Genomic DNA, 15,221 nt, shown 5'->3' on the forward strand with positions numbered 1-15,221 from the left:
TAAAAACCCCTTAGCCGTTGTTCACCCAACGGCGCGGTCACCCTAATCACCAGGTGCGCTCTCTAAACCCGCACTAAAACGCGCTTTAATGATATTGGCCAGTGCACGGGTCGCGGGCCCGGCAATATCGCGATCGGCAAGCACAAGGTAAAGCGAAATAACACGCTCGCCGCCTTGCTCCATCGGCAGGCGCTTTAGCTCACCACTGGCCAAATCTTGTTGCAAATAACCCTCGGGCAACCAAGCGTAGCCAAGGCCGCGCCGCACCGCCGCGAGAGAGGTATTGATATGAGTGAAGGTCCAGCGCTGCTCGGCCTCCTGCCAGCCGGCGCTGTAACGGCGGTGAATACCCGAGTCGCGTACCACCAATTGCCGGTGATGGCGCAAATCCTCCTGTGATATCGCGCGTCCTAGATGATGCAGCGGATGCGAAGGGGCGGCCACGCCAATCAATGAGATTGTGCGCAAGTAGTCCCCTAAAAAGCCGGCTGGTACCCGTCCGGTAATGGCCAGATCGACTTGCTGCTGCACCAGCGCATCTTCGGTACCACTCAATACCGACTCAAGCACGTCGGCACGGGTTGTTGGGTACTGTTCGGTAAAGCGCTCTAAACAGTGCAAGATATCGCCCGCTGGCGCCAGCAAATCGGCCGCTAAGCGCACTTCAGGCTCAATTTTTTGCCCCATACGGGCGGCCGCCCCCTCGAGGGACTCCGCCTCGGCCAGCAAATGCCGGGCTCGACGATATAAGCTTTCACCGGCGGGAGTGGCAATGGCCCGGCGCCCCTCGATCTTAAAAACCGCCACCGCCAACGCCTGCTCCAGCTGGCTAATGGCGTAAGAAACCGTCGACTGACTTTTACCCAGCTGTTCGGCGGCATGCGCATAACCACCACACTCAATTACCGCGATCAACGCGCGCCACTGATCTAGGGTCACTTTGATATCTTTTGCCATAACACACTCACTTTCGGACCTTTCACTAACGCTCAAGATCATGAAATCGATATTTTCGATCAAATAAGGCTAAATTTAGCTATTTATTATCGGGTCAGCAAATACTTAAATAGCAACATACACATTCAATCAGGGAGTGACCCCATGAAAACTTTGTTACAAATCAAAAGCAGTTTAAACGGTGACAACGGTCAATCGAGCTATTTAAGCAACCAGTTTGTGGAGCGCTGGCAACAAAACAACCCAGATGGCCGGGTTATTGTGCGCGACTTAGCCGCCAATCCAGTGCCACACCTAGACGGCGAGCGCTTTAACGCCTTTTTGACGCCGGCCGATAAGCGCAACAGCACCGAGCAAAAAATCGTTGCCTATTCTGACGAATTGATTGCCGAGCTTAAAGCCGCCGACGTAGTAACCATTGGCTTGCCTATGTATAACTTTGGCATCCCCTCCACCTTAAAAGCCTATTTTGACCATATTGCCCGCTCTGGCATTACGTTTCACTACACCAGTAACGGCCCTGAAGGTCTATTGCCGTCCATTCCTGTCTACGTATTGGCGGCGCGCGGCGGCATGTATGCCGGTACGCAAGCCGACTCGCAAACCGGCTATATGCAGACCTTTTTAGGCTTTTTGGGGCTGAAAGATACCCACTTTATTTACGCCGAAGGCATTGCCATGGGCGTCGAGGGTAAAGACAAAGCTTTAAACACCGCGCAAAAAGAAATTGACCGCGCACTGGCCGCCTAAGCGGCCCAGCTACCAGCACAAACAAGGGGTAATATTATGAACCGCGAAATACAGCAACTCATCCCCGCCTTAGCCGCCAGCGAAGGCGCTGGCGTAAAAATCAAACGAAGTTTAGGGCAAGGGCCCCGGGTTCGCCACGACCCTGTGTTAATGTTAGATGAGTTTAACTCCGAAGACGCCGCAGACTATTTAGCCGGCTTTCCTTCGCATCCTCATCGCGGCTTTGAGACAGTTACCTATATGCTCGACGGCCATATGCTGCACGAAGATCACTTAGGCAACCGTGGCGATTTAAAATCCGGAGACGTGCAATGGATGACCGCTGCCCGAGGCATTATTCACTCAGAAATGCCGCAGCAGCTAGAGGGCAAAATGCGGGGGTTTCAGCTGTGGTTAAACCTTCCAGCCAAAGAGAAAATGAGACCCGCCGCGTACCGCGATATTGCCGCAAAGGACATTCCTCAGGTAACCCTGGCCTCGGGCACGACGGTTAAAGTGATTGCGGGGGCGTTAGCGCACGATAGTGAGACAACCACCGGGGCTATTTCTGGCATCAGCACTCAGCCGGTCTATTGGGATATACGCATACCCGCTGGTATTACCGAGCCGTTTAGCGTACCGGTCGGCCACCACTTGTTTTTATACGCTTATGAAGGCCAAGGGTTAGTAGGTGAAGGGCAACGCCTGTTAAACGTCAGCACTGCGGGGATATTAACCGATGGTGACAGCGTAACGCTTAGCGCAGCGGGCACCGAGGCGTTGCGAGTACTCTTGATTGGCGGTAAACCGATTGGCGAGCCTATCGCCCAATACGGTCCGTTTGTGATGAACACTCACGAAGAGATAGAACAAGCGATAAACGACTACCGACGCGGTGAGTTAACCGCTTAGCGGGCAAACACTTAAAACCGTTCGCCTAGCATTTACTTAATTGACCCTTAAGGCACGCCAAGCGCACCTTAAGGGTAGCCGCTACCAAAACAGCGAGGCTTAAAGGGTTTATTATCCCATTGGGGGCAGCTTTGAGGTATCGATGTTTTCACCGATAAACCGAGAAATTTTACTCCAGTTTTTACTGACTAACTCGACATCTTTCGGGTCAGCCGTAACGTCCCCGCCCATCATTTCCTTCACCATTTGTGCCTGTTCGGCGGGCAAGTTTTTCAGCATCATGTTTTGCATATGCACCTGGATTGCCTGTGCGATACGCGTACTGATACGAATGTAACTGCCCGCACTGTCCCAATCTTTTTGGTTTAACACCTTATAAACGTCGTCGTACACGCCTTCATCTTTAAGCAGTTGATCCATCAACTTATTCTGCTCTTCGACGTCCATCGCCTTGAATTCATCTTGGGTATACTTTTTGGTAATCTCAGACTCTTGAGAAATCCTTTCAAACACATCTTGCATTGGAATAAATTCAGTCGTGGTCGCCAGCCACTTATCTAGGGTGGCCGAATTCAGCGGCTCTGCCGCCCACCCTTGCGCCGTAAACACAACACAACACAACAACAAAAACACCCGCAACCGGGCAGCCGGACACTGGCCTATCTTCATACGACGCTCCTATCACCTATATTTATCGCCAGTAAAACACCGGCATTCAATTTTAAAATCATACAATGGTCTCAGACGACACGATAACCTAACGGCTGGGCACATTACGTGTTGCAGCTAACAAATTACAGCGATACGCCTACTCGCTAAGCCAAACGCAAACTGATCGCAGCCGCCAGCGCCCAAATAAATGCAAACGCATACACCACGACCGGCATCAGCATGCCAAGTTCCAAACCGGCCACACCGTACGTCGTGGTATAAGGGAAAATCACAAATAATTGAATCAAGCTAACAATTAGCGCCAGCACCGCCGACTTTAGCAGCCAGCGCGAGCCAAACAGGGGCAGTAAAAATAAAAAGCCCCACAAACCACCCCAAACAATACGCGGGTAAAGCCAGTGGGCCGACAGGGCCGGTGCCCAACGTACGCCCATTGCCTGAGTGATACCGTAACGCCCGGCCAACCACATGGCCAACGCACTTACCAGCGCCCCGAGTGCCCCAGCGGCAAACACCAACATCCATCTTCTCATGATCTAGTAATACTCATATGACAAAGTGATAACCCACAGGGCTGACGGCGCGGCAAGGATATTTGCTACAATAGCGGCCCTTGCGAAGCACGCCTACCCCACTGATAAAATGCCCAATTTTAGCGGGCCCTTGAAACAAGCCAGCATTAATAAAAGGTGCCCTATGTTTGCATTTTTCGAACAGTTGCTCAAACCCTTCCCCCAAGAGGGCCCAATACGTCCACCTAAAGGGTTGCTGGCATTTTGCCTATATTTTACTCGCGGCGCTAAGCGCTATTTGCTGCTAATGGCGCTCTTGTCGGCTACTATCGCTATCATTGAGGTGTCGCTATTTGGCGCCTTAGGCAGTTTAGTTGATTGGCTTAACAACACCTCACCCGACACCCTCTGGCAAGATTATGGTGTAACCTTAACCACCATTGCCCTCGTATTGCTCATCGGGCTACCGTTGGTTATTGCGCTGCACGCGCTGTTTATACACCAAACGATGCTGGGTAACTTTCCTATGGCGATCCGCTGGAAGGCGCATCAATACTTGCTCGGGCAAAGCGTGGGCTTCTTTCAGGATGAGTTTTCCGGCCGCTTGGCTACCCGCGTTATGCAAACCGCGCTAGCGGTGCGCGAAACCGTCATGAAGATGCTGGATGTTGCGGTTTATATCGGCGTATATTTTGGCAGTATGATCTTACTGATGGGCGCCCTCGACTGGCGCTTGGCCATCCCGATGCTAGTCTGGGTGCTAGGTTATATCGGCACACTTTATTACTTTTTACCCAAACTCCGTAAAATCTCGACCACACAGGCCGACGCCCGCGCCGAAATGACCGGCCGCATTGTCGACACATACACCAATATTCATACAGTCAAACTTTTCTCCCACGCTGGGCGCGAGGCAAGCTACGCCCGCGAAGGCATGAACCAGTTTCTTCAAACTGTGCATCCGCAAATGCGCTTGGTGACCATACTCAATGTCTGCGTCTGGAGCTTAAACGCCTTGCTGATATTCTCACTCGCCGCGCTCGCGATAACTCTTTGGACGCAGGCGGCCATTACCACCGGCGCAATCGCCACCGCACTCGCCATGGTGTTGCGTATTAACGGTATGTCGCAGTGGATTATGTGGGAGATTTCTTCGCTGTTTGAAAACATAGGTACAGTGCAAGATGGCGCCAACACACTGACAAAACCTTTTAGCATCACCGACCAACCCAACGCTCAAGCGCTGCAGGTTAACCAAGGCAGCATCGCGTTTAACAACCTGAGCTTTGATTACGGCGAAGGTAAAAATGTTATCGAGCGGTTTAACCTCACCATCAACAATGGCGAAAAAATTGGCTTGGTAGGTCGCTCCGGCGCGGGGAAATCAACCCTGGTGAATCTACTATTGCGCTTTTACGATGTCAGCAAAGGCAGCCTGACAATCGACGGACAAGAGATTAGCCAAGTCTCGCAAGAGAGCTTGCGACAACATATTGGCATGGTCACGCAAGACACCTCACTGTTGCATCGCTCGATTCGCGACAACCTGCTCTACGGCCGCCCCGACGCTACAGAGGCGCAAATGATCGCGGCCGCCAAACAAGCGCAAGCCCATGAGTTTATTCTAGGCTTAAAAGACGCAAAAGGCCGTACCGGTTACGACGCCCACGTTGGTGAACGTGGTGTAAAGCTATCCGGGGGCCAACGCCAGCGCGTCGCCATTGCTCGCGTATTGCTGAAAGATGCTCCCATACTCATACTCGATGAAGCGACCTCTGCACTCGACTCGGAAGTCGAATCAGTGATCCAAAGTAACCTAACCTATCTAATGGGTAATAAAACCGTTATCGCTATTGCCCACAGATTGTCAACCATTGCCGCGTTAGATCGACTGATTGTGTTAGACCAAGGGCGTATCGTTGAGCAAGGGACGCATCAGGAATTGATCGCTCAGCAAGGGGTTTATGCGCAGTTGTGGGCGCATCAGTCGGGAGGTTTTTTGGGGGAAGAGTAATTGGGTTAGCGCGCGGCTATTATACGCCGCGGCCAGCAGCATGGTGGCCTACAACTTACACCTGGCCCACTTACCGGCCCTTCGCCGCCGGGCGAGCGACAAAGGACTAATAACCCCAAGCGTAAACCGCTGTCGATCCTATGACAGCGGTAGTCTTACGTTTACTCCTTTAAACTTAACGCCCCAATCGTATCCCGGGCAAATTGCCATGCGACCCGGCCGCTGCGCGAGCCACGGGTCATGGTCCAGCGCAGCGCATCGGCACGCATGTCATCGCTCCAGGTGCCGCCCATGTCTTCAATCCAAAAACGCGCCGCCGCCAGATACTCCTCTTGCCTAAAGGGGTAAAAACTCAGCCACAATCCAAAACGTTCAGCCAAAGATGTTTTCTCTTCGATGCTATCGCCCGGCCGAATTTCGCCATGTTCTTGCGTGGTTTCAAGATTCTCACTCATTTTATGGGGCAGTAAGTGGCGCCGATTACTGGTGGCGTAAAACAAAACGTTATCGCCGGGGGCGCAAATAGAGCCGTCCAACGCCGACTTAAGGGCTTTGTAATGATGCTCACCTTCTTCGAAGGACAGATCATCGCAATAAACGATAAAGCGTTCCGGGCGACCAGAAATTTGTTGCAACAGGTCTCCTAAACTTGATAAGTCGGGCTTGTCGATTTCAATGAGTTTGACGCTATCTTGATATTGGTACCAGCAAGCCTTGATTAGGGTAGATTTACCTGTGCCCCGCGAGCCGGTCAGCAGTACGTTATTCGCCGGCTTACCGGCGGCAAACTGGGCGGTATTGCGCAGCACAGCCGCTTTCTGTCGATCGACATTCTGCAGTGCATCTAAAGCAATGTGATGAGGGTTGTCTACGCCTTGCAAGTAACCACCACCCGAACTGTTGCGCCAGTAAAAAGCCGGCGCACTCCAGTCAGTTGCGGGAGGAGCTGTGGGCAGCAACCGCTCTAAACGGTCGATGAGCGAGTCGACACGGGTTAGCAAATGATCAAAATCAGCCATGTTATTGCTCCGCGGTAAATCAATTATAAATTTCTGGTTTTATCAGACGGGGGTTTATCAGCTGCCTGTTGCGCCAGCAGTAAATCGACCGAGCGCTGCAAGTTTGTCAGCTGCGTTTCAAGGTCTTTGCGCGCGGGCTGCTCGCCCTCCTCTTCTATTTGTCGTGCCTGATTTTCTTTTTCAATCACATTAACCACAATACCGATAATCATATTCAAAAAGGCAAACGCGGTCAGAAAAATAAAACTGACGTAAAATATCCAGCTTAACGGATAGACCTCCATTGTTTCGTACATAACATCGGTCCAATCTTCAAATGTCATGACCCGAAACAAGGTGAGCATACTGATGGCGATATCGCCCCAAAGCACGTCATTGATATCGGCAAAAAACAAGCTGCCGATGGCGCCGTAAATATAGAAAATTATAAACATTAGCAGCGCCACGTAGCCCAATTGTGGCAAGGCTTTAAGAAGCGAACTTAACAAAATGCGCAATTCGGGAATGATGGAAACCATCCGCAGTACGCGAAACACCCGAATCAAACGGCCCACCAAGGCCATATCACTGTTTTCGATAGGAATTAAACTGACGATGACAATAGCAGTATCGAATATATTCCAGGCGGATTTAAAAAAGTCGCGCTTGCGTGGCTCACCCCAAAAGCGAATACTGACCTCCAGCAAAAAAAACAGGGTAATAGCCCAATCGAGCCCAACCACAATCTTGCTTGCCAGCGGTGGAATATCGTAAGTTTTAGCGCCAATAACCAGCGCCGAGAACACGATAATACTGACCACAAACAACTCAAAGGCTTTATTGCTACGCAGCCGGTTAAAGCGCGCCTGCCAAGAGTCACCCTCAGTGGGTAAGTTAACGGGTATCATCTCACTCATAGTCTTTAGTTAGCCTGTTTATGATTCGGTGTTGCTACACAAACTCTTCCATAAAATCCAGCGTCGCCTGATGACTTACCTCGGCGCGATGCTCGGCCCATAGCTTACCTACTTTGTCGACATTGAGCTTTTGGCTATCGACCAGCACCCGGCTTTTGAGCTCGCCAATATAATCGGTGGTAGCGCACTTGGTAAACACTGTTTGGTGAGTAATGATATCCATAAAGGGCCCGGACTTGCTGGTAGGCATAATAAACAACAGTTGCAAGCCAAGCGCTTCTGTTAAATAGCGGATTACCTCGCGGGAGCGATGTTCATCCATTTTAGAAAACGCCTCATCCACTAGCACCATGCGCAAATGGGTGTCGCCCTCGTTAAACCTAAACGCCGAGGTAATCGCCGCAGCCCGTATAATATAGGCGGGCGTTTCCAGCTGGCCCCCAGAGCCAGTACCGTAGCGCGATAGCGCGATGGGCTCTTTACCCTCGGGCTGTTTATAAATCTCGTAACGCCGGTAGTGGCGGTAATCGGTGATGCGGGCCAATTCCCGCTCGGCCCGCTCACGGTCATCGTCCAGTAGCATGGCCATTAGATGATCGCGCACTTGACGGTGTTTAGCGCTTAGCTCATCCGAGAACAAGCCATCGCTCTCTTCCATACCGGGGTTGTGCATCACCGCTTTAAAAAACTGCCAGTAGTCGCGGTATTCGGCGACCCACTCCCAACCAAAGTAAAAGCGCTCGCGGTCGGCGCCAAAACGGTGCTGTTTTAGCTCGTCGTTAAGCACCTCTAAGCTGCGGCCACCCTCTTCTACCGCTTGGTAAATAGAGTGACACAAATGGCTGACAAAAGTGTGATTAAAACTGGCGCGCAAGCGCGATAGCTCTTCGCTTTTGTTGGCGAGAATATTGTTATTCAGTTTGTTGTGCAGGCTGTCTAGTTGACCACGGGTACCGCATACCAAATTAAAATTGGCCACGTCTTGGTTAAAGTCGGGCTCAAAGGCAATCGCGTCGCCGCCGGCGTCGCGGTTGTACTCCAGCACTAAGCGCTGCAAGCGGTTAAGCAATGCCAATAGCTCACCATCGAGCGCCTCGTGCTCATTGCGATAGCGCGCGGCGGCATCGATTGATAACTCGTTATCGATACGCTCAAGGGCTATTTCAACATCAAAACTGGGCCATTTACCAGCGTGTAAACGCAGGTTGTGCTCGCACTGCTCGGCCGATTCCAGCAACTCTTCTTGACGCTCGGAACGGGCTTTAATATCCCCACCAAGCTGTTTTAAACGCTGCTCGATACCACCCTGGGTGCGATCAAGCTCCGCCATATCATCCAGCAATTTTCGCTCATCGGCGTGCAATTGTTGCAGTTTGTCTTCCAGATCCGAGAACTCGCTTAAGTCCAATTCGGTCAGCGCTTGCTCTAACTCGGCAATACGGCGCTGTTGCGTGGCAAGCTCGGTTAACACGTTACCGTAGGGGGTCGGCGCCAGTTGCTTGACGGCATCAGCCAGTTGTTTTAACTCGGCTAACTGGTCCGAGGCGCCGCGCCAATCGGCGTTTAAATTGACCAATGCTTCGCGCTTTGCCAGTAGTGCCCGCTCCCGGGCGCTTTGGCCAAACACCAAATCGGCATCGGCCATATCACAGCGGAACATGGCGTAATTGCCCGACGCCATACCATTGGCGGTAAGGCCGCGGCGGGTGTTGCGCAATTGCTCGGCGTCCGATACGCAGCGCACAGATTCGTAACTGGCGCGCAGGTAGGCCTCGGCAGTGGCGTGACTAAAGCTCATCAAGGCAACGATCGACTCGGTATTGGGGGCCGTTTTGGCGACGTCCTCACGGGCTTTGCTGCCCTGAATGACCCGCGCGCGGCCCTCGCTTTTGGGCAGTTGCCGCACCAGTTGTATCGCGCGTGCCTCAAAATCGGGGTCCACCAAAATACCAAAACGAGCGCCACCTATGTAACCTTCAATAGCGCTTTGCCACTCTGGATCAAGCACCTCAACGTGATCACACAACACCCGGGCGTCGGCGTCGGGATATTGCTGATTAATCGCCTTTAATGCAGTTGAAACGTAGCGTGGGTAACGCACCTGCGCACTTTGCAAGGCGTCGACTTCGGTTTGCAGCTGCTCTAGTTTTTGTTTGTTGCGCTGCGCCTCGCGGGTGCGATTAAACAGCAACTCACTCATGCGCTCGGCCAATGCGCCTTCGCGCCCCAACGGTTCGAGTACTTTATCGCTCAGCCCTTGTAAGGTCTGCGCCGCTTTAACTTGTTGCTCCAGCGGCGCACTGTCAATCCAGTCGTGATTGAGCAGCCGGGGCAGTTCAATTAAATTGTCGGTCAGCTCGATAATCTGGCGCATCTCAGCGATACGCTCTTTCTCACCCAGCTGAGGAATCTCTAACACCAGAGAAGTGCGCTGGGTAAGGCGCACTAACGTATCCAAGCCGCGCGCGTTGCGCTTTAACTGCTGATCGGCTTCACCCAAGCGGCCGGCCAGTTCGGCCAATGTGCGTTGGCTGGCATTGATATCGCGCTCCAGTGCGTCTTTGTCGCGCAGCGCGGCAACGCCCTGACGGCGCCCTTCTAACTCAATACTGTGTTGCCTTACCTCGTCGCGGCGCGTTTGCAATTGCGTGCGCTTGGTTTCGCACTGATTAAGCTCCGTGCGCTGCAGGTGTTGTTCATCTTTTGCTTTAACGTAATCGCGCTGAGCGTATAAATAACTGGCGCGTGCGGCTTGATACGCAAGCTGTTGCTGTTGCAACCAAGAGTCGACAAATTGATCGGCGCACTGCCGTGCAGCGCCAATTACACCGATACGCTCGCGCAACGATTTGGCATCGGCTTCCATCGCGTGGATACGCTTGAGCATACTGGAAACATCGCCAATGGCGCGGCCAAGATCGCGCGCCTCGAGAATCTCACTGGAGACAAACTGATCGATACTCGACACAGGCTTGTAGGCCATAAAACGCGAAAACGCCTGTGCCGCGCGGCGCGCTTCACGATCGGATACCGCATCGGGCTTGCCTCGCAAAGCCCCGTACAGGCGCGCTAGGTAGGCGCCCTTGCGCTCGTACCGCTCGACCTTATCGGCGCCAAAACTGGTGCGCAGGCGCGTGTAGGCAACATCCAATGGCAAAACCCGCAAGTCGTCACCATCGGCTTTTTCCAACTCAGACAAACTAAAGCTGGCGGTATTAATAATAAAAAATTCAATATCTCGCTGGCGCGCAACCGCTTGATTTCCGGCACGATCCAACAGGGCGCGCACACCAATAAGTGCGACAAAAGGCGAGCCGCTCTCGCCGGGTGTGGGGTGAAAGAGCCCCGCCAAATAACCATCGGCGCCATCTGGGCGGGCATAGCTGCCGTCATCACAACCGAGCACATAGGAGGCTAACGTGCGCACGGTTTTACCTCCGCGACCGCGCTGAGTGCTTTCGTCTTGGCCTGGGTTAAAGTGAAACAAGCCATCATGGGCGGCAGTCATTAGGGTTTGAATAGCGTCGGCGGCGGTGGTTTTGCCAGAGCCATTGCCACCGCTAAACAAATTGATTTTGTCAAAACTGAGGCAGCGATTGGGAATATTGCCCCAATTAACGTAGAAAAATTCTCGTAAAAACACGGTTAGTCCTCGCCCTCGGTATCGTCTAGCGTTACCGAGTCAACAGAGTCGGGAGTTGCTTGCAGCAGTTGGTCAATCACACTATCGGATACGTAGTTAATAATGAGAGGGCGAACCCGCAACCAAGGCTCGGCTTGTTCGTCGTCGCTGTTGTAATCGATTAAGCGCAGCTGCTTAAGACCGCGCAGCAGGCGGCGCCTTTCCACCACCGGCTCTGGCAGATCGCGCCCCAGCAGGTTTTTAAGGCTCATGACCACAGATTCCATAGGGACCAATACCGAGCCACCATCTTCAACCTGCCCCTCTCTTAACGCCTTGTCGTATTCAATCCGTAGCACTAATGCCAGCGCGATTTCGTGTTGGCCGAGTTTGCTGCGCATCCCCGTGTAAGGTAAATCGTCACTCTCGATGCCGGGAAAATCCGCGCCGGGCGGTAGCACGCGCACAAACTCATGCCGCGGGTCGTGTTGTAGGCGAATGCCGCTTAGGGCCAAATAATCGTGCAGGGCAATCTCAAGCCGCACAAAACGATCGTACAGCTCTTGCTCAATTTGGCTTTCATTGCGACACAAGACGCCGTAATCAAGAAGGCGCATCACCAGCTCACGCCACGCCTCGAAGCTTACGTTGGCGCTCTCGAGCACTTGATTGAGTTCGCCCAAAAAAAGATTATCGCTCACGCGGACTCCGTAATGTGGTGCAATTTAATTTCAAAGATATCCCGCTCAATTAAGTAGTCATCATCTTGCCGCTCAAGCCGACCCAACTCGGTAACGCTAAAGTAGTAGTCGTGCCCCAGATTATCCGCCGATGCCACTTCAATCACATGGCATAGCTTTAATAGATCTTGCGCGTTACCCACCGGTAAAAACCGCGAGTTAACCACACCGGTATCGGCCAGTGCCCGATGTACGTAATCGCGCAGCTGACCACCTTGGAACGCAAAGGCCTGATCGAGCATCTGTTGGATGTACAGCTCTTTACGGGCGTCCTGATCAAGACTGGGCGGCGCCGTAACGCGACTGAGTACCACGTGATTGGGCCGCCTTTGGCGCAGCTGGTTTTGCCCAGGGTCAATATAGCGCAGCTGGCAGTTTTGCAGCGCAGGTGCTATCTCGCCAAGCACACGGTTTTGCTCATCGGGAAGCGTGCGTAACCTTCGGCAAAGGTTAATTAACTGATCGGACTGACCATTATTAAGGTAACTGAGCTGGCGCATAATGGTTTCGGCGCGACGGGTAAAGTTATTCAGCGCGCCGCGCAGCTGCGGCAGCATGGTATCGCAGGCGTCTCTTAGGCGCCGTTCGATGGCCTCAAGTAGATAGTAAAGCACCGAGCGCTGAGTGTTTTCGGCCACTAGCTGGGGCAAAACTTGACGTAACTCTCGTTCGGCATCCGCTTTGAATGTTTTGGTTTTGCGCTTGATCGACAAAATTAAACCGGCGATTGCGTCGCGATGTTTCTCTACGCTGTCAGCCGAGAGCCGAACGGCCAAGTCGGGCATAAAGCGCTTTTCCATAAAATCAAAAAACTGATCGGAGGCGCGATGGATCAGCTGTTGGCTTTCCATCTCGCGCACCAGCTCGCGCCGCTGATCGGCCAGCTCGGCGATAATGTCAGAAAAATCGCTGATAATACGCTCGGAGTAATCGTAGGCATCCAATAAATCACTGTACTCACCGCGATCGGCAAACGCCTGCAGACTATTGCGGGTGTTTCGGGTATTGCGGTGACGGGTGTGCAACCGCTGTTTGCCAACGTCCAATAATGGCTGAGTAAACAAACGCCCGGTACGGGTAAACGCGTAGTGGCTGGTTAAGGTGGCGCTATCGACCTGACACTCTAGCCAACCAAACTCCAGCAGCCGGTTTAAAATAAAACCGGCCAGCTCCCGCTGGCTTTTAAAGCGCCCTTCGCTTTCTCGTTCATCATCGTCAAACACCACCGGGTTGCGGGCAATTGCCTCCATAAAAACCGCGACGATACCGTTGCGATCAAGCAGGCTTTGATAGTCGTGCAACTCCGTGTAAAGCTTTTGGTACAGCAGCCGCAGGCATTCGACGACCACCTCGCGATATTTACCGGTTAACGGATTAAAAAAATGAGCCTGTGGCTCGCGAAAAAACATAAGGGTTATTCGTACACGCAGTTTTTAGCAAACAAGCGGGCGTCTGCATCGCCCCAGCTGTCGTCAGGTTTATTCATCATTTGCTCACACCAGGGCTCAGAGCCACGCTCGGCCGGCGCACTGGGTACGCTGTTACCCTCCGAGGCTTGTGGCGTTTTTACCTGAGGCATCACCACAAAAGGATCGGCGGCACCTGGTGCAGGCGCAGGCGCTGGGGTGACACTTAACACATAAAGCCCGACCGCGATGGTGATAACCCCAATCACAATAGATATCAAAGAAATAATTAACGATTTAGACATGGTGTTCACTCAGCCAGTGGGCAATTTGCTCGGCGTAATAGGTAATAATCAAATCGGCTCCGGCGCGTTTAAACGACAGCATGGTTTCCATGACAATGGCTTGTTCATCAATCACACCGGCGGCGGCGCCCGCCTTAATCATGGCGTACTCACCACTGACGTGATACACCGCTACCGGACGCTCACTGTGAGCGGCGATTTGGTGGACGATATCGAGATAAGCCAAAGCTGGCTTTACCATTAAAATATCGGCGCCTTCGGCTTCGTCCTGCAGCGATTCCGCTAACGCCTCACGGGCATTGGCTGGGTCCATTTGGTAGGTGTTGCGAGTGCCTTTAAAAGTGCTATCAACGGCATCGCGAAACGGCCCGTAAAACGCCGAGGCAAATTTAGTCGAATAAGACATAATCGGGATGTGGCCAAACCCCGCCTCATCTAACGCCTCGCGCAGCGCTGCAATCATGCCGTCTTGCATGCCGGACGGCGCAATCATATCGACGCCCGCGTGGGCACACACCAGTGCTTGACGCTGTAAATTAACCAAGGTTGCGTCGTTATCGACGTCATTATCGGCGACCACACCACAGTGACCGTGATCGGTGTATTCGCAAAAACAGTTGTCGCTAATAACGGTGATCTCGGGGGCGGCGGCTTTAGCGATTTTAATCATGCGTGCTAACAAGCCATCATCGGCAAAGGTATCGCTGCCCACCGCATCTTTGTGTTGCGACACACCAAACAATAAAACCGCTGGAATGCCGGCGGCCGCTGCGCGCTTTACGACACTTGCCAACTGCGCCTCTGGATAGCGAACCACGCCCGGCATACTGGCAATGGCGACCGGCTCATCGATGCCCTCTTCGACGAAGATCGGCAAGATAAAATCGGCGCAGGTAAGCTCTGTCTCACGCACCATACGGCGTAAGGCACTGGTGCGACGCAAACGGCGAAAGCGAAATTGTGGTGTCTGCATAATGGTTTCTGCCAATATCGTGGGTAAGTGTCTAAGTTAAAGTCCCAGCGAGCTCTCGTGGCTCCACTGACACTGGACGTACATATCACCAGAGCCCGGCGTGTGATAGTTGCGGCTACTTTCCCAGGTAAAGGTATGGGTGCCACACAACTCGGTTTCTAAGTGGACCGTTGCCGAGACCCAGTACATTTTGCCTAGCAGCGCTTCAAACTGTTCAATCCACTGATTCCATTCGTATTCGACGGCCTTATAAGAAGCGCCAAAGTGCATCACCTCGGTCTGGTAATTGCGTGTTAGAACATCGAGTGCCGGAATCGCAAACATCTCTTGGCACAAAAATGGCCAGTTATCCGCGCGCGGCAGGGTTAACATTGCCTCGCGATTGGCGCGTATTCGGTCGCGGTAGCCAACGCCTTGAATACTGTCTTTAATGCAGCCGTAGACAATCGACTCTTGATCCATAA

Annotated in this window: 14 protein-coding genes; 3 read left to right on the forward strand and 11 right to left on the reverse strand. The window is 52.7% G+C overall.

Annotation, left to right across the window (positions count from 1 at the left end; translation table 11 throughout):
* Positions 1-42: 42 nt before the first annotated feature.
* Positions 43-957 carry a LysR family transcriptional regulator gene (locus ACGHAD_RS09455; protein ID WP_339615105.1) on the reverse strand — a complete coding sequence of 305 codons (915 nt, stop codon included), beginning with the start codon at positions 955-957 and terminating at the stop codon, positions 43-45.
* A 144-nt stretch (positions 958-1,101) separates the two neighbouring features.
* Here ACGHAD_RS09455 and ACGHAD_RS09460 point away from each other — a divergent pair, with 144 nt between their 5' ends.
* Complete coding sequence (locus ACGHAD_RS09460; RefSeq protein ID WP_382415437.1) at positions 1,102-1,707, forward strand: FMN-dependent NADH-azoreductase; 606 nt, start codon at positions 1,102-1,104, stop codon at positions 1,705-1,707.
* Between the two features lie 36 nt (positions 1,708-1,743).
* On the forward strand, positions 1,744-2,598 hold the full coding sequence (locus ACGHAD_RS09465; protein ID WP_382415435.1) for a pirin family protein: 855 nt from the start codon (positions 1,744-1,746) through the stop codon (positions 2,596-2,598).
* Positions 2,599-2,709: 111 nt separating this feature from the next.
* Here the strand turns inward: ACGHAD_RS09465 and ACGHAD_RS09470 are convergent, their stop codons facing one another.
* Both ACGHAD_RS09470 and ACGHAD_RS09475 read right to left on the reverse strand, forming a co-directional pair.
* Positions 2,710-3,267, reverse strand: coding sequence for a hypothetical protein (locus tag ACGHAD_RS09470; RefSeq protein ID WP_382415433.1), 558 nt, complete (start codon positions 3,265-3,267; stop codon positions 2,710-2,712).
* A 146-nt stretch (positions 3,268-3,413) separates the two neighbouring features.
* A complete protein-coding gene (locus ACGHAD_RS09475) occupies positions 3,414-3,803 on the reverse strand; it encodes a hypothetical protein (RefSeq protein ID WP_339615101.1) in 390 nt (129 codons plus the stop codon).
* Between the two features lie 163 nt (positions 3,804-3,966).
* On the opposite strand from ACGHAD_RS09475, the gene ACGHAD_RS09480 reads away from it, so the two are divergent.
* Complete coding sequence (locus tag ACGHAD_RS09480) at positions 3,967-5,796, forward strand: ABC transporter ATP-binding protein (RefSeq protein ID WP_382415431.1); 1,830 nt, start codon at positions 3,967-3,969, stop codon at positions 5,794-5,796.
* Between the two features lie 161 nt (positions 5,797-5,957).
* On the opposite strand, the gene ACGHAD_RS09485 is transcribed toward ACGHAD_RS09480, so the two are convergent.
* The 8 genes from ACGHAD_RS09485 to ACGHAD_RS09520 are packed head-to-tail and all read right to left on the reverse strand — an operon-like array spanning position 5,958 to position 15,219.
* Positions 5,958-6,815 (reverse strand): ATP-binding protein, encoded by an 858-nt coding sequence (locus ACGHAD_RS09485; protein WP_339615099.1) that lies wholly within the window; start codon positions 6,813-6,815, stop codon positions 5,958-5,960.
* A 23-nt stretch (positions 6,816-6,838) separates the two neighbouring features.
* On the reverse strand, positions 6,839-7,702 hold the full coding sequence (locus tag ACGHAD_RS09490) for an ion transporter (RefSeq protein WP_339615591.1): 864 nt from the start codon (positions 7,700-7,702) through the stop codon (positions 6,839-6,841).
* 43 nt (positions 7,703-7,745) lie between these two features.
* Positions 7,746-11,354, reverse strand: a complete 3,609-nt coding sequence (locus ACGHAD_RS09495; protein ID WP_382415429.1) for an ATP-binding protein — start codon at positions 11,352-11,354, stop codon at positions 7,746-7,748.
* A gap of 2 nt (positions 11,355-11,356) precedes the next feature.
* Positions 11,357-12,034, reverse strand: coding sequence for a DUF4194 domain-containing protein (locus ACGHAD_RS09500; RefSeq protein WP_382415427.1), 678 nt, complete (start codon positions 12,032-12,034; stop codon positions 11,357-11,359).
* The gene (locus ACGHAD_RS09505) at positions 12,031-13,482 is read right to left on the reverse strand and encodes a Wadjet anti-phage system protein JetA family protein (protein ID WP_382415425.1); all 1,452 of its coding nucleotides are present in this window, start codon (positions 13,480-13,482) and stop codon (positions 12,031-12,033) included. The genes ACGHAD_RS09500 and ACGHAD_RS09505 overlap by 4 nt, the downstream gene beginning before the upstream one ends.
* A gap of 5 nt (positions 13,483-13,487) precedes the next feature.
* On the reverse strand, positions 13,488-13,784 hold the full coding sequence (locus ACGHAD_RS09510) for a DUF3012 domain-containing protein (RefSeq protein ID WP_382415423.1): 297 nt from the start codon (positions 13,782-13,784) through the stop codon (positions 13,488-13,490).
* Positions 13,777-14,757, reverse strand: coding sequence for a porphobilinogen synthase (gene hemB / locus ACGHAD_RS09515; RefSeq protein WP_382415421.1), 981 nt, complete (start codon positions 14,755-14,757; stop codon positions 13,777-13,779). The genes ACGHAD_RS09510 and hemB overlap by 8 nt, the downstream gene beginning before the upstream one ends.
* Positions 14,758-14,793: 36 nt before the next feature.
* A complete protein-coding gene (locus ACGHAD_RS09520) occupies positions 14,794-15,219 on the reverse strand; it encodes a hypothetical protein (RefSeq protein WP_382415419.1) in 426 nt (141 codons plus the stop codon).
* Positions 15,220-15,221 lie beyond the last annotated feature (2 nt).

The organism is Gilvimarinus japonicus (genome assembly GCF_042847215.1).
GTDB lineage: Bacteria > Pseudomonadota > Gammaproteobacteria > Pseudomonadales > Cellvibrionaceae > Gilvimarinus > Gilvimarinus japonicus.